This is a genomic window from Bifidobacterium sp. ESL0704 (assembly GCF_029392075.1).
GTDB lineage: Bacteria > Actinomycetota > Actinomycetes > Actinomycetales > Bifidobacteriaceae > Bifidobacterium.
Map to the genome: position 1 here is coordinate 1,235,797 of NZ_CP113929.1, position 24,553 is coordinate 1,260,349.

At 59.3% G+C, this 24,553-nt stretch carries 14 protein-coding genes and 1 riboswitch; of the genes, 9 read left to right on the forward strand and 5 right to left on the reverse strand.

The features are described from left to right. The first annotated feature begins 164 nt into the window (after positions 1-164). Positions 165-1,424, forward strand: coding sequence for a pyridoxal phosphate-dependent aminotransferase (locus OZX64_RS04245; protein ID WP_277171629.1), 1,260 nt, complete (start codon positions 165-167; stop codon positions 1,422-1,424). 17 nt (positions 1,425-1,441) lie between these two features. Then, positions 1,442-2,095: a hypothetical protein gene (locus OZX64_RS04250; protein ID WP_277171631.1), complete on the forward strand. Its 654-nt coding sequence runs from the start codon at positions 1,442-1,444 to the stop codon at positions 2,093-2,095. Positions 2,096-2,139: 44 nt separating this feature from the next. On the opposite strand, the gene OZX64_RS04255 is transcribed toward OZX64_RS04250, so the two are convergent. Then, complete coding sequence (locus OZX64_RS04255; protein WP_277171633.1) at positions 2,140-4,524, reverse strand: glycosyltransferase; 2,385 nt, start codon at positions 4,522-4,524, stop codon at positions 2,140-2,142. 50 nt (positions 4,525-4,574) lie between these two features. On the opposite strand from OZX64_RS04255, the gene OZX64_RS04260 reads away from it, so the two are divergent. From OZX64_RS04260 to OZX64_RS04270, 3 genes are all read left to right on the forward strand, one after another. Continuing rightward, positions 4,575-8,273, forward strand: a complete 3,699-nt coding sequence (locus tag OZX64_RS04260; protein ID WP_277171635.1) for a tetratricopeptide repeat protein — start codon at positions 4,575-4,577, stop codon at positions 8,271-8,273. Positions 8,274-8,395: 122 nt separating this feature from the next. Beyond that, positions 8,396-11,164, forward strand: coding sequence for an NAD-dependent DNA ligase LigA (gene ligA, locus OZX64_RS04265; RefSeq protein WP_277171637.1), 2,769 nt, complete (start codon positions 8,396-8,398; stop codon positions 11,162-11,164). A gap of 246 nt (positions 11,165-11,410) precedes the next feature. Further along, entirely contained in the window at positions 11,411-12,538 is a 1,128-nt protein-coding gene (locus OZX64_RS04270; protein WP_277171639.1) for a P-loop NTPase, read from the forward strand. Positions 12,539-12,890: 352 nt separating this feature from the next. On the opposite strand, the gene glnA is transcribed toward OZX64_RS04270, so the two are convergent. The 4 genes from glnA to OZX64_RS04290 all read right to left on the reverse strand — a co-directional run bounded on the left by glnA (position 12,891) and on the right by OZX64_RS04290 (position 17,672). Continuing rightward, a complete protein-coding gene (glnA, locus tag OZX64_RS04275) occupies positions 12,891-14,327 on the reverse strand; it encodes a type I glutamate--ammonia ligase (protein WP_277171641.1) in 1,437 nt (478 codons plus the stop codon). A gap of 177 nt (positions 14,328-14,504) precedes the next feature. After that, the gene (locus tag OZX64_RS04280) at positions 14,505-15,299 is read right to left on the reverse strand and encodes a DUF4191 domain-containing protein (protein ID WP_277171643.1); all 795 of its coding nucleotides are present in this window, start codon (positions 15,297-15,299) and stop codon (positions 14,505-14,507) included. Between the two features lie 120 nt (positions 15,300-15,419). After that, positions 15,420-16,946 (reverse strand): FAD-dependent oxidoreductase, encoded by a 1,527-nt coding sequence (locus tag OZX64_RS04285; RefSeq protein WP_277171645.1) that lies wholly within the window; start codon positions 16,944-16,946, stop codon positions 15,420-15,422. 105 nt (positions 16,947-17,051) lie between these two features. Further along, on the reverse strand, positions 17,052-17,672 hold the full coding sequence (locus OZX64_RS04290) for a DUF3043 domain-containing protein (RefSeq protein WP_277171647.1): 621 nt from the start codon (positions 17,670-17,672) through the stop codon (positions 17,052-17,054). Between the two features lie 140 nt (positions 17,673-17,812). Here OZX64_RS04290 and OZX64_RS04295 point away from each other — a divergent pair, with 140 nt between their 5' ends. The 4 genes from OZX64_RS04295 to OZX64_RS04310 all read left to right on the forward strand — a co-directional run bounded on the left by OZX64_RS04295 (position 17,813) and on the right by OZX64_RS04310 (position 24,476). Continuing rightward, positions 17,813-19,180, forward strand: a complete 1,368-nt coding sequence (locus OZX64_RS04295; RefSeq protein WP_277171649.1) for a dipeptidase — start codon at positions 17,813-17,815, stop codon at positions 19,178-19,180. 623 nt (positions 19,181-19,803) lie between these two features. Continuing rightward, positions 19,804-19,915: riboswitch (TPP riboswitch) on the forward strand. Between the two features lie 49 nt (positions 19,916-19,964). Continuing rightward, positions 19,965-20,594, forward strand: coding sequence for an ECF transporter S component (locus OZX64_RS04300; RefSeq protein WP_277171651.1), 630 nt, complete (start codon positions 19,965-19,967; stop codon positions 20,592-20,594). Positions 20,595-20,621: 27 nt separating this feature from the next. Beyond that, positions 20,622-23,291 (forward strand): ATP-binding cassette domain-containing protein, encoded by a 2,670-nt coding sequence (locus OZX64_RS04305; RefSeq protein WP_277171653.1) that lies wholly within the window; start codon positions 20,622-20,624, stop codon positions 23,289-23,291. 141 nt (positions 23,292-23,432) lie between these two features. Continuing rightward, on the forward strand, positions 23,433-24,476 hold the full coding sequence (locus tag OZX64_RS04310; protein ID WP_277171655.1) for an RNA methyltransferase: 1,044 nt from the start codon (positions 23,433-23,435) through the stop codon (positions 24,474-24,476). The last annotated feature ends 77 nt before the right edge of the window (positions 24,477-24,553 follow it).

A 24,553-nucleotide genomic window follows, 5' to 3' on the forward strand; every position in this document is an offset into this window, starting at 1 on the left:
TCGGTTGTCTGCCGGACGGAACTTTTGTTTTGCCGGACAAGTTACAATAGAATCGTCGTTGATGGCCACGATTTGACCTTTCGATTAGTGGCAGGCGAAACAGTCGATCGACGATGGTTGTGAATATTGCGGTATTGAATATTTCTGGATGTGAATGGAAGATCATGCGTTTTTCGTCAAGGGTCGGCTCGACTAAGCTCAATCCCATCGCCCAGGCCGAAGCCGAGGCAAGAAACCGAGGGATCGCGCTCGGCAGCGTCAACGATTCCAACCCGACGAAACACGGTCTCGCACCGAGTCAGGTGCCCGGAATATACACGGCCGAGCCGCGCGGGCCGCTGACGGCGCGTCGGCAGTTGGCCGAATTCCTGACACAGCGAAACCGCGAAGAGACGAATAGACTTCAGGTCCCGACCATTGTCGGCGAAGACAGTGGACACTCGACTGTGTCTTCAGCTGCGCAACGAGACACCTTTGAAACCGTCGATCCCGATCGGCTCTACCTGTTGAGCTCCACATCCGAAGCCTATACATGGCTGTTCAAGCTGATGTGCGATCCGGGGGATATCGTCTTGGGCCCCAAGCCCGGCTATCCGTTGATCGAATCCATCGGCGGTCTGGAGAACGTGGATACGCTCGAATACCAGCTGCAGTTCGACGGGTCGTGGTTTATCGACGTGGTATGGCTGCGCGAACTACTGGAAAGCCCGAAAGGGCGGAAAGTTCAAGCCATCGTTCTGATCAACCCCAACAATCCGACCGGGTCCTATGTCAAGGGGGCCGAACGCGAGGCGCTGGTCCGGCTTTGCCGTGAGCATGATGTCGCCATCATCGCCGACGAGGTGTTCTACGACTATGCTTTGCAGCCGTTTGCAGGCAACCGCAGGTTGGCGGGAGAGCCGGGAGCGTTGACGTTCGCCCTTGACGGATTTTCCAAGCTCTTGGCCGCACCGCACGCCAAGGTCGGCTGGATTCAGGTCAGCGGGCCCGAGGACCTGGTGGCGGAGGCGCAACGCAGGCTCGACATCATCGCCGACGATTATCTGCCGTTCAGCGACATCATCGCCGCGCGTATGCCGGAACTGCTCGCTGCGGTGCCTGGGCAGCTCGCGCGTGTGCAGCAACGAACTCGGGCCAACCTTGTACGTCTGCATGCCGTCCTGGAGGCCGATGAGGCAGGTTTGGTCTCGGTGCTGCGCGCCGAAGGCGGTTGGAACGTGCTGCTGCGTTTCCCCTCGGTCATCGACGAAAATACGCTCGTGCTGCGCCTGATCCGTGATTTCAACCTGACCGGCCAGCCCGGCTATTACTTCGATATGACCGAAAACGGCTATCTGGCGGTCTCGCTGCTGCCCGAACCGGATGTTTTCGAGCGCAATATCAGGGCGGTCCTTGAATCCGTATCGCGGGAAATAGGGCAATAAGGAAGCACGATCGCAAGATGTTTTTCGATGATGAAGACCGTGATGCCGCCGATGCGTCGGCCCAAATACCGTATGACGCCACAGTCGACCAATCGGTCAGCGATGCTTGTGAAGGGCAGGTTCCCGCCGACGAAGCGATGGCACCCAATCCCGATCATGACGCTGATACTCACGATGAAAGCAGAGGTCATCATTGGATTTTCAAGCGTCACAGCCCACAGTGGCATCGCCAGTGGGAATCGGGCTGGGGTGTGGCTTATCTCATCTTTGTGATGCTCTTAGACTTGTTTCTAGCAGTTTTTGGCTTTTGGTTCTTTGTTTCTTCCATCAAGCAGGACATGGGTTATATCGAACCTATGTGGTTGCTGTGGCCTATCAAGATTCTTGAATTAGTCGTGGTGGTTCAATACTTTGCCTCAATAATAGGAATCCTTGTTTTTCTTGTCGTCAGGACCGCGCGCAGTAAACGGCTGTTGAAAAGAACATTGTGGCTGTGGACCTTGGCTGTGGTGGTCCTATGCGTCATCGCCATGGTCGTCTCCTATTATGTCAATCCAAAAAACGATGTTGATTTCCTGCTCATCGCTTTGTTCAGCCTGATGGTTCCCTTGTCTGATTTCAATGGTAAATACGGGCATCAGCCGATCAACGATGTGATCCTTAAAAAGTAAAGCACACGTCATCGTTGATACCGTTTGGTCCGTCCGGATGGCCTCTACATGACGAACCAGGAAGCCACGGCTTGGAACTGCGCCGGATTCGCCTGACTCAGGTCGCCCTCGCGACCGGGGACGAAGATGATCAGAAACGCCAGAACGACACTCAGCAGCAGAAGCAGCAGCATGGACAGGCGCAAGGCCACACATCCCCAATCGATTGAGGGCCGTGGAATCTCGGCCGTTCCCCGACGAGGAAGACCGAGCTTCGCAAACCGATTGTGCGGGTTTGCCGCTGATGCAGGCTTCTCCTTATCCGGTAGTGCAGCTTGCGGTCCAGATGAGGTTTTCGATTTGCTTCTGCATGGCCGGGCGTCACCCAGAACCGCCCCGGACACCACAATGGCCGAAAGCGCCACCAACCAGCCGAAATCGACCATATAACGCCAGCCGATGCCACCTTTGAGGATGTCGACAAGCAGCAGCAGCAAGGCCAGGGGCAAAGCCGAATAGACTAGGCGAAGCAGGCCGGTACGGCGGATACGTCTTCTGACGGCCGGCAACAGCAGCAAGACGATGAGCAGGAGGGCCGGGCACAGCATGAAAAGCCCGCCTACCAACGGTTCCTTATAGCACCATGCCGCCAACGGTGTGGGGCTGATGGACAGGAAGGGGAAATCACCGGAGAGGCGCAACGGCAACAACAGGTAATAGCCGAGCATGGGCAGCAGGTTGGCCGGCGAATTGCGGTAATGGGTCATATCGGCGACGGTGAGCTGGTAGCGATCGCCGAAATTCAGCGGCGAGCCGAATCGGATGGCGTTATAGAAGCACAGCGGCACCACCACGATCAGTGCAGGCAGCAATATCGAAGCCAGCGCGCCGGCTATCGCCCTACGCTTCCCGGACTGTTGCGTGGCAGGAGACTTGACGAATATCGCGCGGATCTGTGGCCAGAATATGGGGAAGGCCAACAGTGAGACCAAGGCGAATGTCGGGCGACAACCGAAGTTCGCCGCTATGCACAGCGAGCCTGCGGCAAGATGGGGCCACGACAGCGCCGGGGCGGACCCGATGGCCAAGGTATGGCGGTGAGGCAACGACGAACCCGACCAGAACCATAATCCCATCAAACTCAAGGCGAGGGAAGCGGCGAAGGGAACGGAATAGAAGTTCATGCGAAATGCCAGATAGCCGACTTGCGAGCCCAGCAGAAGAAAGGCGATGGCCATCGAAACCGTGGCCAGCGAGGTCTTGGGGTTCAGCCTTTTCAGCAGCCGGATGACCAGCAGGGAGCAAAAAAGCGTGAAGAGGAACAGCAGAAACGCCACGGCCGCATCCGTGGGAAGTATCAGCCCGCCGGGTACGAACAGCGAGGTCAGCAGACGATAGGGAGCGAAAAGCAACAGTGCCGGCAACATGCCGAAATAGGAATACCAATGGCCCCGATAGAACGCGTAGTCCCAGTAGATCGGCGTGACCCCGTTGCGCAGCATCGTTTCACGGGTTTGTGGGTCATAGGGGTTGGCTGCGTCTTTCAGGCCCTGTGGCACAGGCAGATCCAATGTGGTCTGGCCGTGGAGCAGGGAATCCGCCAGATGGCCGTACTGATGGAAATCATAGGTGTAGGCGCCCGGCTGGCGGAAGGCGGCCGAGGGAGTCGACGCCGCGATGGATTGCACGATCGAGACCAAGGCATACGCGCCGACCACCAAGATGAACGCCGCGAAGGTAAGCCGCTGCCACACGCTTGAGGTGTCCAAACGCCGCTGCCACAGGACCGAGGTCGGCATCCACAACGCGATCAGCACGACAAGGACGAACATGGCCGCCACGCGTCCCCAACTGGCGTGGAACGGTACTCGGACGTTGGCATGGACGGCCGCGATATCGACCTGGGTTCCTGCGGGTTCATCGACCCAGACCTTGATATCGGTGGACCGGGGTGATGGAGCGAGGCGAGGAATGCGCAGATAGCAAGAACGGGAAACGGCCGTTGCGACCAAATGGACGGCAGAGGCCTGCCCTTCGGCGTCCACCCGGATATGGAAGGCCGTCAACGCAGGCTTTGATTGTTTGTCCACCTTGCTTTGCGTGCCCTGCGTGTTTTGTCCGCTCTGAGCCAATCCCCAAACCTGCGAAGGCGAGGTGAAGCGGAAGGTCGATTCGGCCGAATCGAGACGGACATAGGGTGAGCTTCCATCGGCCTTCGTACTCAGAAACGCTGTGGTCGGGTCGGTGACCAGAAGCGTGCCGTCTTTCTGGCGGGCCAGACCCGGGCCGAGCGTGTTGAGCGCGGAAACCGAATCGCGGCTGGCGCCCAGCGTGCTCCAGAACTGCAGGTTGAATGCGAAGCATTCGAGCAGAAGTATGATCGCTGCCGCCAGAAGCGCGAATATGGCGGTCTTGTGGCGGTGTGCGTTGCTGACAGATGAAGTACTCACATGTTTATTCTATAAGCTTTATGTCTGGCTGAATTGAAACAATTACCTATATGTCCAATTTCGCACAGCATTTGCATGATTTCGCCTCTTCTTCGGGTTTCAGCAGGTTCGTAGAACGAGCCGGGGGCATTGCACATCGTGTGAATACCATGGTCGGCAGTGGTGTTTCGCGCCACGCTGCCGGCAAGGCAGCCCCCGCTTCCTCGCTGCATGCGAAAGACGGCAGGGGAGCCAACCTGATGATGCAAGGTCTTTTCAACCGTGCCGTCCAATTGGGACCGATGGTCAAGCGGCATGTTTTCGAAGACTTTCCTGATGTGCCGGATGGGGTTTCACTTGGTTGGGCGCAATTGCCGCAGCTTGACGGACGTTTTTTCGCTCTGGGAGTTTTTCTTGCCCCGAATGAATTCTGCCAGATCGCGTTGGTCGACGGCAACGGCCGGGTGTTTTTAGGCGGAAACCCGCAAATGGACACCCACGATGCCGATCCCGCGCTCATTTTCGGCAAGGAAGGCGACTTTTCACTCTCCAATGACAGCAGGATGCGAGGCGGCAAGACCGGCAGGTCCCGCGCGCCGCACGGCACCGTCCAACATATCGGTTCTGAAGCGAAACCGGAGAAAGAGTTCGGTCGGTTTGACGAAAACCATGGCATAGACGTGGTGCAGGGCGGTATCGTCGGCCGCGATATGTTCGGTCAGATGGCCTGGCTCGCCTCCTGGCTCAAGCGCGGCAACCGCTATACGTTGGAACAGATGCGCTACCGTCTTCCGCAAAGCCTGCGCCTCGATCTGGAATATCGGGATGCGATGGCCATCGCCTTTTTCGCCACATACATGCTTCCGCAGCTTGATGGCCAGCTTATTGGTTTCGGAGCCGGTAACATCTTCCGCAGGCTCAACCGGGAAGCGCCGCTCGGTGCGATTCGGCGCAGCGTGCGCGACAGCCTGGAGGCGAGGACCCATGGGTTGCGTGTCTCAGGACTCGAAGACTATTTCGCCGATCTGATGCGCGAAGCGGGGGCTTTGAAACCTTCCGCCGGACTGGAGGCCGTGCACGGTGCCGAACCGTTACACCTGTATACTTCCAGCTATTCTGGCGCTTACTTCTTTACCTGGGATGATTCGCTGAACCTGGCACCGGCGCTGGAGGCGCTGAACATCGAAGGCAATCTCAACCGTTTTTCGGCCGTGAGCGTTTGGCTCGAGCACAATGCGCATACCGGCGCGCTGCCCATCGAAGATACGGTCACGCGGGCGCAGGCGGCCCGGATCGACCATGCGTTGCTGGACAATCCCGCTTTGATGGCGTTGAAGCCTTTGCCCAAAGAAGGCATCGAACTGCGAGAGCCCAGCTCGGTCTCGTTGCAGCGAATGATCGGGATAGCACGACGAAGCGCCGACCGTATCGCAGCAAATGCCCCAAGCGCTGACGATACCAGTCACAGTGCCTCCGCCCGGACCTCCGGTTCGGCCGGCCGCGGCGAATGGGTCTATCGCCAGGCCCTTTCCACCTTGCTGCGCGAGATACGGGTTCCGTATCGTTTCGATACCGAATTCCGTTCCAATCTGGAACTCGGCAATGTGGCCGTCTCCTTCACCACCGCCGGACGCACCATGATGCCGGCCAGCAGATATGACACGCAACGGCATACCTGGGTGGCGTTGAGCGACGACGAACGCATGGTGATGAGTCAACGTTACAACCTGCGTGTCGGCCTGATGATCGCCGCGCTCTGCTTCGGTGTCGATGACAGCGTCCAGAACGTCTCCATCCGTATCGATTCCATGGGCTTGGAAGAGGCGGTCGAACAGCAGGATTCGGCGATTTCCAAGCTGATGGCCCAGGCTCTCGGTGCATTCGAACGTATGCCAAGCGGGGAGGCGAGGCCGGGCGGCTCCAAGGCCGACCCCAAGGACGGCGACATCCACGGCGACCCTTCCCAGGCCAGTGCCGTGGCGGCAGGTCACGATCCCATGCCCTTTGCCTCGCCCTCCGTTCAAGGTTCCGACGAAGAGGGAACGGATCCTGCTGCCAGATCGGCAAACGACAATGTTCGTCACGGGCAGAGCGATTCGAACACCGATGGAGCGAGGGCGGATCAGAGCCATACGACAGGCAGGTATTCGGACGGCAATGGCGTATCGGACGGTGCGGACGGCAACCATATGAGTGATGCCGACGGGCAGAAGGCTGCCGCGTCCGAGAACCCGGACACTTCGGACGGGCAAGGGCATGATGACGACGTCACCGGCGATGGTTCCGAAAACGATGAAGAGCGAATCGACGCCCAATTCGCCGATCTGATGAAAGACGTGGACCTTGACAGCATCACCATGGTGGTGCCTCAGGGGGAACAGCAGACGGATATCGGCGACGGCAGTGAGCAGGGGGACGGGGACGGCAGCGACCCTCTCGCAGTGTTGCGCAGCGGCCCCACAGCCCACAATATGGCAACTGTGACCTTCACTCGTGAAGCATTCATGCGACGTGTCGCTTCCTGCGGATTGGCGCACCCCATCGAGACCTATCGTGCGTTCGGAGCGTCGCTGAACATCGTCGGCGCATCGCCCCGCAATGCCAATCCCCAATTCACTTTGCGCGACAAGCGTTTCTCCCCCTTGGGAAGCCAGGAGGAGCCGGAACTCGCCGATGTGGAAATCAACGGGAACGCCAGCCGTGTGCTTGGCACGGACAACATCACCGGGCTTTCCATCCAACGCGCCGATCTGCTGCAGCGCGCCGTGAGTGATTTCCACAGGATCGCCGAAGAGAGCTCCTTGCCCAGCGTCGGCAAGGCGCAGCGAGCCATGTCGATCGTGGAAGCCAACGGGGATCCGGAACTGGCGAAGCTTGCGCCAAGCGTGAGCAGCGCCTTGATCGACGGGGTCGACACACCGGATCTTGATTTCAGTGTGGCCAGGGAGCTTGATGCAGAACGTGTGAAGGCACGCGACCTGCTGTTTTCCGGGCAGGTCGACCAGGCGATCTCAAAGCTTGAAGAGGCCGTCGACAAGGTGGATGCGCTCTATGCGTCGACCGGGGCCCCACGATACTTCAACTCCTATGCCGAACGCGTGGTCTATAACCGTCTTTTCGCCACCAGCGACGAGAACACCGTGCTGATTCCCGACAACCTTTTCTACGCGCACATGGAGTTGGCCGACATTCTGGCCCAATTGCAAGGCGCGAAAGCCGCATTGCCGCACTTGAACGCGATGGTCTCCTACGCTCCTGCCTATCCGCTTTCGCATATGAGGCTTGCGGTCCAGTTGGCGCGTGAAGAGGATTGGAACTCTGCCCGGGCGGCCTGCCTCAACGCCTTGCGCGTCTCGCTTGACCGCGATGACGCGGCGTACGCCTATTACCGTCTGGCCTACGCACAATGGATGCTCGGCGATTTCGACGTGGCGGCAGCCAGCTACATCATGGCGGAGCACATCTCGCCGGGAAAGATCGCCTCGCTCGACGGCGAACTTCAGGAACTGCTGGCACGCGCGCAGTCACAATGCATTCTGGTGCCTGTCTCGTTCGAGTCCGCGCAACAGGTGCTCGCCTCCCACGATCTTCCGGTGTGGCCGCATACCGAAGTCGGCGACATCGTACGCGACGCGGCCCGCGTCTGCGTCGACAAGGCGCTTTTCGTGCCGGCACGCACCCTTTCGGTGGCAGCGGCGAGAATGGATGACAGCGCCGATGACGGGATGGACATGGCACAGGCGCAGTTCCTGCGTTCGCTCAATGCATAGTCTCGCTCGAGCTTCCGGTTTTTCCGTCTGTCTTTCCCGACTTTCCCGTACAATCGGGAAGTGAATGCTCGCGGCCGATATCGTAATGTCTCACAGTGCCGCCTGCGGATTGGATAGGTGACATGGTCAGGTCGACGAAATCCCGAACAGGACAAGGCAAGGCAAAGGCGACGTCGCAGGGTGACCAGCTCGCCTGGGATTTCGGAAGTGACAATGCTCCAGTCGGCGAGAACAAAGGCGTAGCGCAATATGCCCCTGGCTCTCTGCCGTGGATAGCGGCACTGCAGCATAGCGATGCCGACGCCACCAGACTTGAGAGACTCGACGTCTCCAAACTCACCAGCGAGGCAGCGGCACGGCTCTGGGCGCGGGTGGCCGCCTGGGTGGAAAGCGACCAGATCGCCTATTACATCGATTCCGATCCCGTTTCCTCCGATGCCGCCTACGACATTTTCCTGCGTTGCCTGCAGGCGCTTGAGGCCGATTTCCCTGCCTTGGACAACCCTCAATCGCCGACCCACCGCGTTGGCGGCACGTTCTCAAACGAATTCCCCGACGTCACCCTTCCCTCGAAGATGCTCAGCCTGGACGATGTGTTTTCCATCGCAGAACTCAGGCAATGGTATGACGGCGTGCTCAAAGCGCTTGAATGGCCGGAAGGCAAGCCGCTGCCGATGACCTGCGAGGTCAAGATCGACGGGCTGGCTCTTGACCTGCTCTATCACGACGGCGTTCTGGAACAAGGGCTGACACGTGGCGACGGCACGACGGGCGAAGACATCACCACCAACGTGCGCACCATCGCCTCGATTCCCCAGAACCTCAAAGGCGCTCATGAGGATATTCCTCAATTCGTCGAGATCCGCGGCGAGGTGTTCATGCGCTGGGACGATTTCCATGAACTCAACAAGGTCAACGACAACGAAGGCAAGGCGCCGTTTGCGAACCCGCGTAACGCAGCCGCAGGCTCTTTGCGTCAGAAAGACCCGCGGATCACCGCAAGCCGTCACCTGAGCTTCTATGCGCATGGTCTGGGGCTTTTGCAATGGGCGCCCGGCAGTGCCAATGAAGGCCATGATGCGGTCGACGATCAGTCGGAGGCCTATGACCTTTACCGGAAATGGGGGATTCCTGTTTCGCCGCACAACCGTGAGGTCACGAGTTTCGACCAGATTCTCGACATGATCGACTATTACGGCGAGCATCGCGGCGACATCGAACATGCGCTCGACGGCATCGTGGTGAAAGTCGACGATCTAGCGTTGCAGCGCAGGCTCGGCGCCACCTCGCGCGCCCCGCGCTGGGCCATCGCCTACAAATACCCGCCCGAGGAAGTCAACACGAAACTGCTCGACATCGTCGTGCAGGTGGGACGGACCGGACGGGTCACGCCGGTGGCCGTGCTGCAGCCGGTCTACGTGGCCGGGTCCACAGTTGCCGCAGCGACGTTGCACAACCCAACGGAGGTCAAGCACAAGAACGTGATGATCGGCGACACCGTCGTCGTGCGCAAGGCCGGTGACGTCATTCCCGAAATCGTCGGGCCTGTGCTGGAACGTCGCAAAGGCCACGAAAACGAGCTGCACGAGTTCGTCATGCCGCAATACTGTCCGTCCTGCGGCGCGAAGCTGGCGCCCGCCAAAGAGGGCGACAAGGACATCCGTTGCCCCAATGTCGAATCCTGCCCGGCACAGTTCACCCAACGGGTCATGAACCTGGCCAGCCGCAAGGCGCTGGACATCGAACACCTGGGGGAGCAGAGCGCCATCGCCCTGACGAATCCGGAGGAGAACCGTCCCGATTCCGTTGCGACCTACGCGCCTGATCTGCGCGATATCGAAGTCAGCCCCGGTGAGGAGCCCGAGCCTTATGAGCCCGTTGCCGGGTTGCAATTGCCTGACAGGCAGAAACCGGTGCTGACCAGCGAAGCCGACGTGTTCAGCCTCGACGCCAACGACCTGAAGGACGTCGAGGTCTGGCGCGAATCGGCCATCATCGAGGTCAGCGAGCAGATCGACGAACAAGGGCGCAAGCACAAACGGCGCAAGAACCGCGGCGGTTCGGGCCTGTGGCATCGCGTCCCTGCATTCTGGACGGCTCCGATAGAGGCGAAAAAGGTGAAAACCTCCGGTAGCCCAGCGGATGGCGGAAATCAACCGGCGGTTGAAGGCGGCGAAGTCGCTCCCGAGCAAACGCCATCACAGCCGGATCAGGCAAGCTACCCGGGCTACAATGTTCCTGTCGACGCTGTGGTGGTGAGTACTCATCGCCGTAAGACGCGCGACGGCATCAGTGTTGTACCGGTCTACATACGTCCTGGTGAAAATACCAAGAAGATGCTTGAAGAGATCGACAAAGCCAAACAAGCCGACCTTTGGCGGGTGCTGGTGGCGCTTTCCATCCGTCGCCTCGGGCCGCCGACGGCACGTCTCATCGCCAACCGTTTCGGTTCGCTGGACGCCATTGCCGGCGCGAGTGTCGAAGACTTGGTCGCCATCAACGGTATTGGTCAGGAAATCGCAGAATCGGTGGTTTCCTGGTTCTCCAACGCCAGCAAACCGGGCGATTGGCGCGGCAAGATTCTCACGGCATGGAAAGCGGCCGGTGTCGGTCAAAGCGTTGAAGAGAATACGCTGGCGCAGACGCTTGCCGGCAAGACCGTCGTAGTCACCGGTTCGTTGGAGGGCTTCAGCCGCGAATCGGCCAAGGAAGCCATCGTCGAGCGCGGCGGCAAAGCGGCCGGCTCAGTGAGCAAGAAGACTGACTATGTCGTTGTCGGCGCGAATGCGGGTTCCAAGGCCTCTAAGGCCGAAGAGTTGGGCGTACCGATGCTTGACGAAGCTCAGTTCAAGACCTTGCTCGAAACCGGGGATTTCGGGAGCAGGAGCTGAGTCTTACGAAAGGCTGCGTGATTGACGTAGGCATCTGCTTGCGCGGCAGTGCGGCGTAAGCCTGAATCTGATGGCATTGTGCTGACAGCAGTGCTGTTTCACTGTTGATATGTGAATGCATAATGTTCTGAGGAGCGCTGTCTTCTGGAGGAAATGTTTTCAAATATCTTGCCAAGATACGTCGAAAGTACTGGCGAGCCTTCTGCGGACACGATACAGTGAAAGGCGAGTGAAAAGGAAGGCGCAATGACGGATAACGACGGCACCATTGAACGGCAGATCGAACAACGGGTCTACGAGCGTCTGAGTCAAGTCATCGATCCGGAGCTGGGCCGTTCCGTCACTGATTTGGGAATGATTCCCGCGCTCGAGGCCCGCAAAGCCAGCGATGACGCCAACCATTATGAACTCACCGTGCACGTCGAGCTTACCGTTCCCGGTTGCCCCCTTTCCAAAACCATCAGCGAACGTATCACGCAGGCGGTGCTTACGTATCCTGATGCGAAGCTGACGCCGAATATTGAAATTGGTGCGATGAGCCGTGACAAGCTCGAAAAACTGGTGGGCGAGCTCAAGGCCGAGCGCCGGCAGAACCCCTTCAACAAGCCTGGCACGAAAACTCGTATCTTTGCCATTGCTTCGGGAAAAGGAGGGGTCGGCAAGTCTTCGGTCACGGCGAACCTTGCGGCCACGTTCTCAGCGCTTGGCTACGATACTGCAGCCATCGACGCCGACATTTACGGATTCTCCTTGCCCTCACTGTTCGGCGTGCATTCACGCCCGACCGATCTCAACGGCATGTTGATGCCAGTGGTCGCGTGGGGCGTCAAGATGATCTCCATCGGCATGTTCGCCGGAGCCGACCGTGCGATTCTTTGGCGCGGGCCCCGGCTACAACGTTCTCTCGAGCAATTCCTCGCCGATGTGTGGTGGGGAAGTCCTGACGTGTTGCTGCTTGACCTCGCCCCAGGCACCGGAGACATGGCAATTTCCGTGGCGCAGGCATTGCCGAACGCCGAGCTGGTCGTTGTCACCACCCCGCAACCCAGTGCCTCCGATGTGGCGGTGCGTTCGGGCCTGGTCGCTCTTCAGGTGCCGATGAAAGTGCGCGGCGTGGTGGAGAACATGAGCTATTTCGATCACAAAGGCGAACGTCTACGCATCTTCGGCGAAGGAGGAGGCCAGCGCGTATCCGACCAGCTGACCGAGGCGCTTGGCTACGATGTACCGCTGCTGACCAAACTTCCCCTGCAACCGGAAATCCGAGAAATCGATGATTCAGGTCGTCCAGCTGTTCTCAATCCTGATGGATCTCTCGCCAATACTCCCGTTGCCGACGCCTTTAAGACGCTGGCGGAGAGCTTAATGCGGTGATGACTTACACTTTTCTAAATTCAAAAAAGTGTAAGTCAAATGAACATTTCGATAATGTGCACAAAGTCTGAGAACGCTCGAATTTCAATGATTCTGATGGATATGCTCTGATTAAATGTTCATTTGGGGCTCACACTTTTCCGCCGGGCTGGAAGCCATGTCTAGCTCAATAAGCCTTTTACGAATTTCCATTCTGCGACGCTCGGTGGTGAACAAAATAAGAAGATTCACATCTTGATGGAAGGGAATGCCCTCTGTTCATTCATTTTCGGTGATTTCTTGGAAAGAACAGCAACGTGTCTGCCACCTTGTTGAAGTGGCAGACACGTTAATGATGAGCGGATAAACAGGCTCAGCAGTTGAAGTAGAGCTCGTATTCGAGAGGGGTCGGGGCCAGACGCTGCTGGTCGATCTCATCACGCTTGAGCTTGATCCAGGTCTCGAGAAGGTCGGTGGTGAAGACATCGCCGGCGGTCAGGAAGTCGTTGTCTTCCTCGAGGGCGTCCATGGCCTCGCCAAGGGAGGCGGGGACGTGCTTCATGTTGTCCAGCTCCTCTGGCGGCAGCTCATAGATGTCCTTGTCGACCGGAGCCGGAGGCTCGATGTGGTTCAGGACACCGTCCATGCCGGCCATCAGCTGGGCCGAGAAGGCGAGGAACGGGTTGCAGGAAGGATCGGGAACGCGGAACTCGATGCGCTTGGCCGCGGGTGCGGTGCCGGCGAACGGAATACGAATGGCGGCCGAACGGTTGCGTGCCGAATAGACGAGGTTCGTCGGGGCCTCGTAACCGGGCACCAGACGCTTGTACGAGTTGAGCGACGGGTTGGTGAAAGCCAGCACCGAGGAGGCGTGCTTGATGAGGCCTCCGATGTACCAGCGTGCGATGTCGGAAAGGCCGCCGTAACCGTTCTCGTCGTAGAAGAGCGGCTTGCCGTTCTTCCACAGCGACTGGTGGCAGTGCATGCCGGTGCCGTTGTCGCCGGCGATGGGCTTGGGCATGAAGGTCACGGCCTTGCCGGCTTCGAACGCGGTTTCGTGCACGACATACTTGTACTTCTGCAGGTCATCGCCCGCGTGCTGCAGGGTGTTGAAGCGGTAGTTGATCTCCTGCTGGCCGGCACCGCCGACTTCGTGGTGGCTGCGCTCGAGGATGAGACCGACCTTCTGCAGGTTGGCGACCATGTCATCGCGCAGGTCCTGGTTGTGGTCCTGCGGGGCGGGCGGGAAGTAGCCGCCCTTGACGCGGTTCTTGAAGCCGATGTTCGCCGAGCCGTCGGCCTCGAGCTCAGCGCCGGTGTTCCACGGCGCCTCCACGGAATCGACTTCGTAGAAGGAACGCTGCATCGTGTTCTCGTAACGGACGGAATCGAACAGGAAGAATTCGGCTTCGGGAGCGAAGCAGGCGGTGTCGGCCACGCCGGTCGACTTGATGTAGGCCTCGGCCTTGGCAGCCACCTGACGCGGATCGCGCGAATAGGGTTCCATGGTGATCGGGTCGACCACGGAATGCGCCACGACAAGCGTCTTGTGCTTGCGGAAGGGGTCGATGAAGGCGGTGGAGACATCCGGAACCAGTTTCATGTCCGAGTTTTCAATGGCCTGGAAACCGCGGATGGACGATCCGTCGAACGGCTCGCCGTCCGTGAACGCGTCTTTCAGAAATTCGCTGGCAGGTACGGTGAAATGCTGTTGGCCGCCCAACAGGTCGGTAAAGCGCACTGAGATGTATTCCACACCTTCCGTGTTGATGAGGGCTTCGAGGTCTTCCTTCGTTTCGAGTGCAGTCAATGGACCGTTCCTTTCGTTGTACTAACAATGTATAAGTGTAGGGTAATGAGTTTCGTCACGTCGCGTCTTGAGTTACGAATATGTTTCGGACGGCGATTTTCAATTCAGATTCGTTTGAATTTCAAGGAAATGCGGGATAAAAAAATCCTCTCGCGATTTGGTCACGAGAGGATGGGATCACCGGCCGCGCATGGCTCGGCGGCTGATGTGCTGCGGACGTGTGGGATCGATGCCCTTGGGAATGCCGAGACCGCGCTTCTCCTGGAGGGTGCGCAGACGGCTGTTGAGCGTATCGAGCTCATCCTTGGTCAGCACGAAGCGACGGCGTGGATGGATCTTGTTCATCAAGGCGAACTTGTGCTCGACAGGCTCGTAGCTTTTGCATTTGAGCACGGTCTTGCGCAGATCCTTGAGACGTACCTGTCCTTCTCCGGTGCCGACGGAAATGACGAAGACCGGAATGTTGCTTCCGGCGGTCACGCCTTTGATGGACTGCTTCTGACGCTCCAGCGGTCGTTTCGTGCGGCTTTCGCTTCCTTCGGCCAACAGATAGATACCGTTGTATCCGGTCCCTCGCCAAATCGCCTCTTTGGTCTTCGGATCGATCCAGACCGGGGTCTGGGGGAAGTTGTAACCGGCCTTGTTGATATTGCCGAGCACGCTGACCGCAGCACCAGGCTGGCCTTCAAGCTTGGCATAGCCGACTTTGTCTGCACGATTGGTCAGCGTCATGGTGAACAGCAGCACGCCTACCATCACCAGCAGGATGACCATGAAAATCCAGGTGAGCCAGCTCCAGCGCATCAACAGGCCGACGATGACGCCGACAACCAACGGCAGCAGGAACGCAACGGCAAGCAGCCAGGGGAGCGCCTTGTCTTCCGCGTGCGTGTATTTATAGATCTGGCGAATCTGATTGATGACTTTCAGGCCCTGTTTCTTGTCTTTTTTCGCCTTTTTCTTTTTGGCCATCGACTTCCTCACTTGCGTTATCGGGCACGGACAAACTAAACCCTGATTTTAGGGAGTGGTTGCGACGCAACACATGCGGTTGCGTCGCCTGTGCGGAAATCCGTTGCGAACTTGCAGGATTTATCTGGTGTGCAACGGCCGTCCGTCCGCTTTGAGCAGAGCCTCTCCGAATGCCTCGCTGAAGGTGGGATGCGGGTGGATGAGGCGCGCGGCATCGCTGAGTGCCACGCGATTGCCGACAAGCTGTTCGGCTTCGGCTATCAGGTCTCCCGCATCCGGGGCGAGCATGTGGACTCCGAGAACGACCGGCGTATCGGGTTTGTCACCATAAGCCCCTGAGACGATGGACATCGAACCCGCCTCGCCGCTCATCAGCATCCTGGCATTGCCCATCATCGGGTAGGCGGTCTCTTGGGGCTCGAGGATGTCGGTGGCCGCTTTGGCCTGTTCGATCGTCAATCCCACGCTGGCGAATTCCGGGGTCGAGAACACGACTTCGGGAACCGTGGTGTCGTCGACCGGTTTGGGGTCGCGGCCTGCGATGGATTCGGCGATGACGATGCCTTGTTCGAAGGCGTGGTAGGCGAGGGCCGGTCCTGGTGTAATGTCTCCCAGCGCCCAGAGGCCGGGTTGGCCGGTACGTCCGAAATCGTCGGTTTTCACCAGACCATGTTCATCCAGTTCGATGCCGGAGCTCGTAAACCAATCAGCGTCGGTATTGGGATCGCGTCCGATGGCCGCCAATACAACGTCGGCCTGGATCTGATGCTCGGTTGCGTCTTTGTCCTTGTCGCTGGAGTAGCGCACCGTTGCACCTGCCGAGTTCGCAGAGTCATCGATATCGGTCAGATGGCTGTGAGTGATGATATGCACCCCGTTTTTGGCCAGTGCACGAGTCAGTGCCATCGACGTGCGGCGGTGCATGTGGGAGAGCACGCGTTCGTGACGAATGAGCAGGGTCACGTCGACGCCTGCCGCGTTCCACATCGATGCGAATTCCACAGCCACGGCACCGGCGCCGACAATGACCGCGGATTTCGGCAACGTTGGCAGATCGAGCGCCTGGGTGGAATCGATGACCACTCCCTCGAAGGGATGATCCGGCAACGGTCGGGGACGTGAACCGGTAGCCACCACGATGTTGTCGGCGGTGATTTCAACGGGAGTCCCTTGCGCGGTATCGGAATGGGGGATGGGTGAACGGTCGGTTTCTGCGATGTGCTCCGGACCGGCGCAATCGCGGTTTTCGGTATCTGTCTGGGCTGCCGTTGCTTCGACGTGATGCTTCCCGACGATCGAGGCGACGCCGTTGATGACCGTCACTTTTCTTGCGGCAAGCAACGAGGCCAGGCCATCGGTCATCGCCTTCACCGCATGGTTTTTGAAGTCTGCCAGTTTCGCAACATCGATGTTTTGAATGCTCGCGTCGATGCCCATGCGCTTGGCGTCCCTGACGTTGTGTATCGCCCGTGTTGCAGTGATGAGGGCTTTGGAAGGGATGCATCCGCGGTTGAGGCAGGTGCCGCCGAGCCGGTCTTCCCGATTGATCAGGGCGACGGAAAGTCCGAGCTCGCCGGCTCGCAATGCCGTGGCATACCCGCCAGGACCGCCGCCGATGATGGCAACGTCAACATGTGTATTCTGCATTTTGCCCCCAATGTCTATGCCCTATAGGTAAGAAAATACCTTTGCCTCCATATCTTATGAATGGGTGCAAAGGTATCTTGTATCAAAGCCGGCGAATCGAAGGTTTTACTTCGGCCAGTTGCCGCGTTTCTTCGACGTCGGTTTGGGAATACGCCAACGACGCAGCTGAAGCGCACGTCCCCACGCATAGGAAGCCATGCGCGTGCCCTTGGCCACCGATTTCTCGCCGAATTTCTCGATGAGCTTCTTTTTGAGCTTGTGCCACATAATAACGACGTCGATGACCGAAGCGATCAGATACACATACATCAACACCATCATGATGCCGTAAAGCGCCTGTGAGATGAAGCCGACCACCATGGTGAGAATCATGATGACGAAAAACGCAGGGATGAAGTATTCCGCGAGATTGAAACGGGCATCGACGTAATCGCGCACGTAGATATGCGCCGGGTCACGTTCGAGACGCGGCATATGCGCCACATCGCCGGTGCGCATCGCATCGTACTGTTCGTCTTCTTTTTTCCGGATACGCTCTTTAGCAGCCTTGCGGTCGGCTTTGCGGTTCTTGGGAACAAGCGGATGGAGGTTGCGTTGTTCGGCGACTTTGCGCTTGGGCGTGGGATGCCCCTTGCTTTCCTGCGCTTCAGATTCCTGTAATGTGGAATCGACGGATTTTTGCGCCGTTTCCTTGTCTTTGTCCTTGCTGAAGGGATTCCATGTCATTCTCTTGAGATTACGGGCAAGTCTCGACTCGCGAATCGAGGCAAAGAGCAGGGAACAGAGGAATATTCAACGGTTTTCTCGCGTTTTCCCGGGGCTGTGTGATGATCGAGATAACGGACAAATCTGACAAGGAGCATCACATGGCTGTACTGGACAAGGAAGAACTGCGCTCTCGGGTTGATGACGATTTCGAGCGTGTCGTCGATCTGCTGAGCAGGAAGGTCGCGCTGAAATCCGTTTCGGCGCAGGGCATCACCGGCGAGCACATGCGTCGTTCGGCGCAATTCGTGGCCGACGAGCTCAGGGAACGTGGGGTGGACGCCGAAGTGGTGCAGTCAAAGAACCCTGACGGCACTCCGGGAGCGTTCGAGGTGGTCGGTTCCAAGATCGTCGATCCCGAAGCGCCTACAGTGCTGCTCTACGCGCATCACGACGTCCAGCCGGTCCCGGACGCCTCGGCCTGGGATACCGACCCGTTCAAGGCGACCGAAATCGACGGACGTCTTTATGGACGTGGCGCGACCGACGACGGCGGCGGCATCGCCATCCATTCCGGTGCGTTGCACGCATTGGGCGACGATCTGAAGGTCAATGTCAAGGTCTTCATCGAAGGGGAGGAGGAGATGGGCTCGGCGAGTTTCATCCCCTTCATCGAGTCCCACCGCGACGCGTTCGATTCGGATGTCATCATCGTGGCCGACTCCGGCAATTGGAGCGCCGAAATCCCGAGTCTCACCACGAGCCTTCGAGGCAACACCGATCTGGATGTCACCGTGCGTGCCCTGGAGCATCCGGTGCATTCCGGACAGTTCGGCGGCCCGGTCCTTGATACGAATACCTTGTCGGCCATGCTCATTGCCTCGATGTATGCCGAGGACGGATCGCTGAACATTCCCGGACTCACTGGCGGCGACCCCGTTGGAGGACTCCAGCGCGACCTCGACGAGGCCGGCTTCCGAGCCGATTCCTCGGTGGTCTCCTCCTATCGCCTCGCCGGCTCCGGTTCGTTGGCCTCGAGACTGTGGACCAAGCCCAGCATCTCGGTCATCGGATTCGATGCGCACCCGGTCGAGGGCTCGTTCAACGTCATCGCCAACGAGACCCGTTTCCGCCTTTCCATCCGCACCGCACCGAACCAGCGTCCCGAGGATGCAGCCAAGGCCGTCACCGACTTCCTGACCGGACATGCCCCGTTCGGTGCCGAGGTTACGGTTTCCACGCTTGATACCGGTATGGGCTGGAGCATGGATCCCGACGCCGAGGCCACCCAGGATGCGCTGGAATCGATGCGCGAGGCGTTCGGCGTCGAGCCGATCAACAAGGGCGAAGGCGGCTCGATTCCGTTCATCCCCGAACTGCAGCGCATCTTCCCCGACGCCCAGGTCCTGGTCACCGGCCCCGAAGACCCCAAAGGCAACGCCCACAGCCCCAACGAATCCATCGACCTGACGAGCCTTAAAAACAACGTCCTCACCGAGGCCCTGATTCTGGACAAACTAGGCAAATAAGCTGATTGCACTGACGTCAGTCGTGTGGGGGTTGGGGCATACAATGCTCGACACGCTCCGGGCTGAGCCGTTAAGCGGGAAGTCCTGTGGACTTCCTGTAGGCGAAGTGAGCGCGATGTATCGAGCGCGAAGGCAAAATCTTCGATTTTGCACTGGCCAAGCTTTACTCCTCAGCATGGCATATCTGCCGCCGCCACTAATGCATGAAATATCTGACTGATTTGCCGAGTTTGTCCAGAATCAGGGTCGGTGCTACTCCAAGCGAATAGCTGCCGCATGCGCAAGGTTCCTCGATGTATACGGGCGCAATTGCGCGGTCGATGTCATAAGGCTCCTCACTCAGGCGGCAGCTATTCGCTGGTGAGCCACCTCCCGCAACCCCTGTCAGTCAGATTCCTTGTACAGAGTGTGGGGCGGGGATATGCGATGTTCGGGCGTAAGACACGGCCTATGCAAAATCGGAGATTTTGCCTTCGCGCTCGATACATCGCGCTCACTTCGCCTACGTGAAGCCCACTGGGCTTCACGCTTAACGGCTCAGCCAGTAAGCGTTCCGAAGCATTGTATGCCCCAATCCCCACACGACCACCCGTTGACAGTTGACAGGGGATTGCTCTAGGATGGCGAATTGACACGGGGGCTGGCCATTAGAGGCCGGCTGAGATGAGGATTTCCTCGACCGAATGAACGTGAGTCCGGACAATGCCGGCGCACGGACGTCTCTCTTTCCCGTGCCTTGGTATGCGCGCCGATAAACGGTGTGCACCACAGAAAGGCACAAATCATGACATCATCAAATCAGACGACCATTATCTCCAAACCGAATCTCAAATGGCGTGTCGTCGATATCGCCGTGGCTTCGGTCATCGGCGTGGTCAGCACTTTCGTCTACTGGGCCGCGGCTCTGCTGTATGGTCCCATCGGTTCTCCGCTGGACGCGCTTGTCCCTGGCCTTGGCGGCCTGATGAACGGGCTTTGGCTCTTTGCGGGTCCTCTTGCGGCCGTCATCGTACGCAAGCCGGGGGCCGCGACCTATGCGGAAGTCGTGGCGGGCGTGCTCGAGGCCCTGCTCGGCAATTCTTGGGGCGGAACCGAAACCTTCCTGATCGCGCTGGTGCAGGGGCTTTGCGCCGAGGTGGTGTTCCTCTGCGTGGCCTACAAGGTCTGGAACCTGCTCACGCTCACGTTGTCCGGCATGGTATCGGCCATCGGCTGCTGGGCTTATACGTTCTTCACCCATCTGCAAGGCTTCAACATGACGGGTGCATACGGCATCTGGTACCTGGTCGCCACGGTGATCTCCGGGGCGTTGGTGGCCGGCGTGCTGATGTGGTATCTCTATATCGCCATCGCCAAGACCGGTGCCATCGACAAGTTCGCTTCGGGCCGTCAGGTCCGTGCCGCTTCCAAGTGAGTGGTATCAGGTAGAATTCAGGCATCGATGGGGGAACGTATGCAAGGCAGACAATCTCAGGGCGGCGGTAGGCGTGAAGGCGACCGACACAAACCATACGTTCGGGATATCCCGGCCTCTGAGAGCCAGGCTCCTTCACAGGCCGGGCAGCCTGCCGGCGAGAAGGTTGCCCGCAAAGCGCCGCCTGCGGCTATCGCTTTCCGCAACTGGGGCTACCGCCATGCCTCGCGCCGGCATTTCGCCGTGCGTGGCCTGAACCTTGACATTCACCCCGGCGAACATGTACTCCTGCTGGGAGCCTCCGGTATCGGCAAATCGACGATACTCGAAGCCGCTTCTGGCCTGCTCGGCGGGGAGGTTGCCCAAAGCACGGACGAGGACAGGCCGGGCGAAGGCGCCCCGGTGGTCGCCATCGAGGATTCGGAAGGCGGCATCACCGAAGGCGGCGTCTTCATCGACGGCATCCCGGCCGTCGCCGCCCATGGCCGTGTCGGCCTTGTCCTGCAGGACCCGGATGCGCAGACGATCTTCGAACGCCTCGGCGACAACGTGGCCTTCGGTCCGGAGAACATGGGCGTGCCGCGTGACGAGATCTGGCAGCGGGTGCGGCAAAGTCTTGCCGACGTAGGCCTTGAAGGATTGCAGCTGCACCGTTCCACCATGCACTTGAGCGGCGGGCAGATGCAACGCCTCGCCTTGGCCGGGGCATTGGCCATGCAGCCCGGCGCGTTACTTCTGGACGAGCCCACGGCGAACCTTGACCCTGAAGGCGTCGAGCAGGTCATCGGCGCGGTCTCCAACGTGTTACGCGACACCGAAGCCACCATGCTGCTGGTCGAGCACCGCGCCGGACCTTGGATCGACCTTATCGACCGGGTCGTCGTTCTGGGTCTTGAATCCGACGATCAGGTCAAGGCACGCGTCACGCAGGTCGGCGACGCTGCCGAAATCGACCACAGCGGATTCCGTCGTACCATCGTGGTCGCCGACGGCACGCCGGACGATGTGTTTGCCAACCGTGACCTCGACTTTGCGGCGCTCGGTATCTGGATGCCCAGCAGATATCGCCGTCCGGAAGACGAAATCCATCGAATCCATACCGATGACGAGCCCGCCAGCGATCCCGCGATCGGCGACGGCAAGGCGCTGCTCTCCACTAATGACCTATCGATCGGCCGCGACGGCAAGCCCATAGCCGACCATATCAACATTTCGTTCGCGGCCGGGCAGATCACCGCTCTAGTAGGGCGCAACGGTGTCGGCAAGTCCACGCTTTCACTGACTCTCGCAGGCCTCCTGCGGCCTGTGGCGGGCAGCGTCGAAGCCTCTGTGCAGCTCGCCAAGGGGGCCAGCGGCAACTCTCCGATGGATTGGAAATCCACTGAACTCGCGGCGCGTGTCTCTTACGTCTTCCAGAATCCCGAGCATCAGTTCGCGCGTGGCAGCGTACTGGAAGAAGTCATGCTCGGGCTTGTGCGAACCGGAACACCGGAGGATGATGCCAAGAAGAAAGCCATGGCGCTCTTGCGCCGGTTCAGGCTTTCGCAATATGCCTCGGTCAACCCTTACACCCTTTCCGGAGGGGAGAAACGTCGCCTGACCGTCGCTGCCTCGCTGGCCGCCGCACCGCGCGTGATCATCCTCGATGAGCCGACCTTCGGCCAGGACCGACGCACGTGGATGCAGATCGTCTCGCTGATCCACTCCTTGCGCGGCGACGGCGTCAGCGTCATCGTCGTGACCCACGACCGCGATCTGGTCACCGCACTCGGCGCCCGTGTCATCGAATTGCAGGCGCAAGACGATGCCGAAGGCGTCCGCTCGATGCATGAGGAGCGTCGCAAGGCGGAACCATCAAGCAGGGACGCTGGGACCTCTGACGACGAAATCGCCGTCAGCCCGGTCAACGAGCGCGACGAACAGGAACGGCAGTCCAGTCGTTCGCCTTTCCTTGCCTCGCTCAATCCGACGTTCAGGATGCTGGGCGGTTTCCTCGCCGCGCTGCCGTTGATCTTCAGTCTTGACTGGGTCTCGGCGAGTGTCGCGTTGCTGATCGAATTCGTTCTGCTCGCCTGCATCGGTCTGTCGCCTTGGCGCGTGGTCAGATCGACCTGGCCAGTGTTCATCGGTGCCCCCGGCTCGGCGCTGGCCGTGCTGCTCTACGGCAAAGAAGGCGGACGAATCTGGTGGCATTGGGCGATGATCACCGTCACCGACCGTTCGGCGGTGCTGGCGCTTGCCACCGGCATCCGTATCCTTGCCGTCGGCGTCCCGGCCATCATCGCAGTACTCGGCGTCGAGACCACTGATCTGGCCGATTCCTTCAGTCAGATCCTTCACCTGCCCGACCGCTTCGTCTATGGCGGCCTGGCCGGCATGCGCCTCTTTTCTGTGTTGCGCGACGACTGGGCCGCGCTCACCGCTTCCCGTCGTTCGCGCGGCCTCGGCGACGAAAACAAGGTCAAGGCGTTCTTCCCGCAGACCTTCGCCCTATTGGTCCTTTCCATCCGCCGTTCCACCACGCTCGCCACTGCCATGGAGGCCCGCGGCTTCGGCGGCGACACTCCGCGCACCCATGCCCGCATCAGCCGAGTGAATCCGCGGGACTGGGCCTTCGTCATCGTCTGCGCCGTCGTACCCGTTCTCTCCCTCGTCATCGCCGTCATCGCCGGTACCTTCACCTTCTTCGGTGGGTGAGCCGAGCCGACCGTTTTCGATTACGCCGATTCCGGATTGTCGCAAACGGGCCAAAGCGTTGTCTTTGCAAGAACCGGCGGTCTGCTATGAGTAAACGGTGTTCCGGCACTGTTGGCAAGAACCTCGCGTAGAGTATGGGCTATGCCTTTTAACCAGCACATTATCGACAATCCCAGGTCCGAGCGCGTGCGGCGCGTGACAGAACTGGAGAAGACCAAGGGTCGCAGGAAATCGGGAAAGTTCCTTATCGAAGGACCGCAATCGGTACGCGAGGTCGTGCGTTGGATGCCCGACGTTGTGGAGGATTGTTACGTACAGACCGACGAGCGGCAATCGCGGTTGCTTTCGACGGTGGTCGACGACATCGCGCGAGAGGCCGACGAGGCGGGCCTGTATATCCATCAGGTGACAAGCGATGTGATGCATCGGATGAGCACGGACGCGCAGGGCATCGTCGCCGTCGGCAATCTCGGGGCCGTGCAACGTCGTATGGCACAGGGTTTTGAAGGCCGGGAAGCCACTGGCTCGGAGCATGCCGAGGTGGTCCATAACGTTGCGACCCGGGGTACCGAGATACGAAGCGCAATCGCGAATGATTTCGAAGCCGATAACGTGACGTCGAAGGAGATTGCACACTCAACATGGAACAGCGGGAATCCTGATTCGTCCGGAGGCACGGTGGCCGCCTTCTGGCAGATTCGTGATCCGGGCAACGCGGGGACCGTCATTCGCTCGGCCGACGCCGCCGGATGCCACGCGGTCATTTTCGTGTCGGATTGCGTCGACCGCTTCAATCCGAAGGTCATCCGTTCCACGGCCGGCTCGTTGTTCCACCTGCCGGTGGTCACCATGAGCACCGATGAATTCTTTGAATGGGCCGCGCAGCAGCATCGCGAGGTGATTGCCGCCGACGTCTACGGCACGCCAACGCTCAAGCCGGAATCGCTGATTGATGTGGTCGAAGAATGCAGCAGTGCGACAGATGGTGACGGCAACGACGAACCCGCAACAGCGATTCTGTTCGGCAACGAGGCCCGTGGTCTGCCGGCAGACATCCTTCAGCGCGTAGAGCGTATCGTGTCCATCCCGCTCTACGGCAAGGCCGAATCGCTTAATCTCGCCACGAGCACCGCGGTGATGCTCTTCAGTCTGGCGATGGCTCGTGATGCCGCACAACGCAGATAAAACCGGTTCGGGGACCGGCCGGTCGAGATCGCTGATCAGGTACAAACGCACGCGGTGCTATGTCGAGTCATATTGAA

Excerpts from the sequence above, each read along its gene's own strand:
- OZX64_RS04245 (WP_277171629.1), top strand. The coding sequence starts at position 165 with ATGCGTTTTTCGTCAAGGGTCGGCTCGACTAAGCTCAATCCCATCGCC.
- OZX64_RS04250 (WP_277171631.1), top strand. The coding sequence starts at position 1,442 with ATGTTTTTCGATGATGAAGACCGTGATGCCGCCGATGCGTCGGCCCAA.
- OZX64_RS04260 (WP_277171635.1), top strand. The coding sequence starts at position 4,575 with ATGTCCAATTTCGCACAGCATTTGCATGATTTCGCCTCTTCTTCGGGT.
- ligA (WP_277171637.1), top strand. The coding sequence starts at position 8,396 with ATGGTCAGGTCGACGAAATCCCGAACAGGACAAGGCAAGGCAAAGGCG.
- OZX64_RS04270 (WP_277171639.1), top strand. The coding sequence starts at position 11,411 with ATGACGGATAACGACGGCACCATTGAACGGCAGATCGAACAACGGGTC.
- OZX64_RS04280 (WP_277171643.1), bottom strand. The coding sequence starts at position 15,299 with ATGGCCAAAAAGAAAAAGGCGAAAAAAGACAAGAAACAGGGCCTGAAA.
- OZX64_RS04285 (WP_277171645.1), bottom strand. The coding sequence starts at position 16,946 with ATGCAGAATACACATGTTGACGTTGCCATCATCGGCGGCGGTCCTGGC.
- OZX64_RS04290 (WP_277171647.1), bottom strand. The coding sequence starts at position 17,672 with ATGACATGGAATCCCTTCAGCAAGGACAAAGACAAGGAAACGGCGCAA.
- OZX64_RS04295 (WP_277171649.1), top strand. The coding sequence starts at position 17,813 with ATGGCTGTACTGGACAAGGAAGAACTGCGCTCTCGGGTTGATGACGAT.
- OZX64_RS04300 (WP_277171651.1), top strand. The coding sequence starts at position 19,965 with ATGACATCATCAAATCAGACGACCATTATCTCCAAACCGAATCTCAAA.
- OZX64_RS04305 (WP_277171653.1), top strand. The coding sequence starts at position 20,622 with ATGGGGGAACGTATGCAAGGCAGACAATCTCAGGGCGGCGGTAGGCGT.
- OZX64_RS04310 (WP_277171655.1), top strand. The coding sequence starts at position 23,433 with ATGCCTTTTAACCAGCACATTATCGACAATCCCAGGTCCGAGCGCGTG.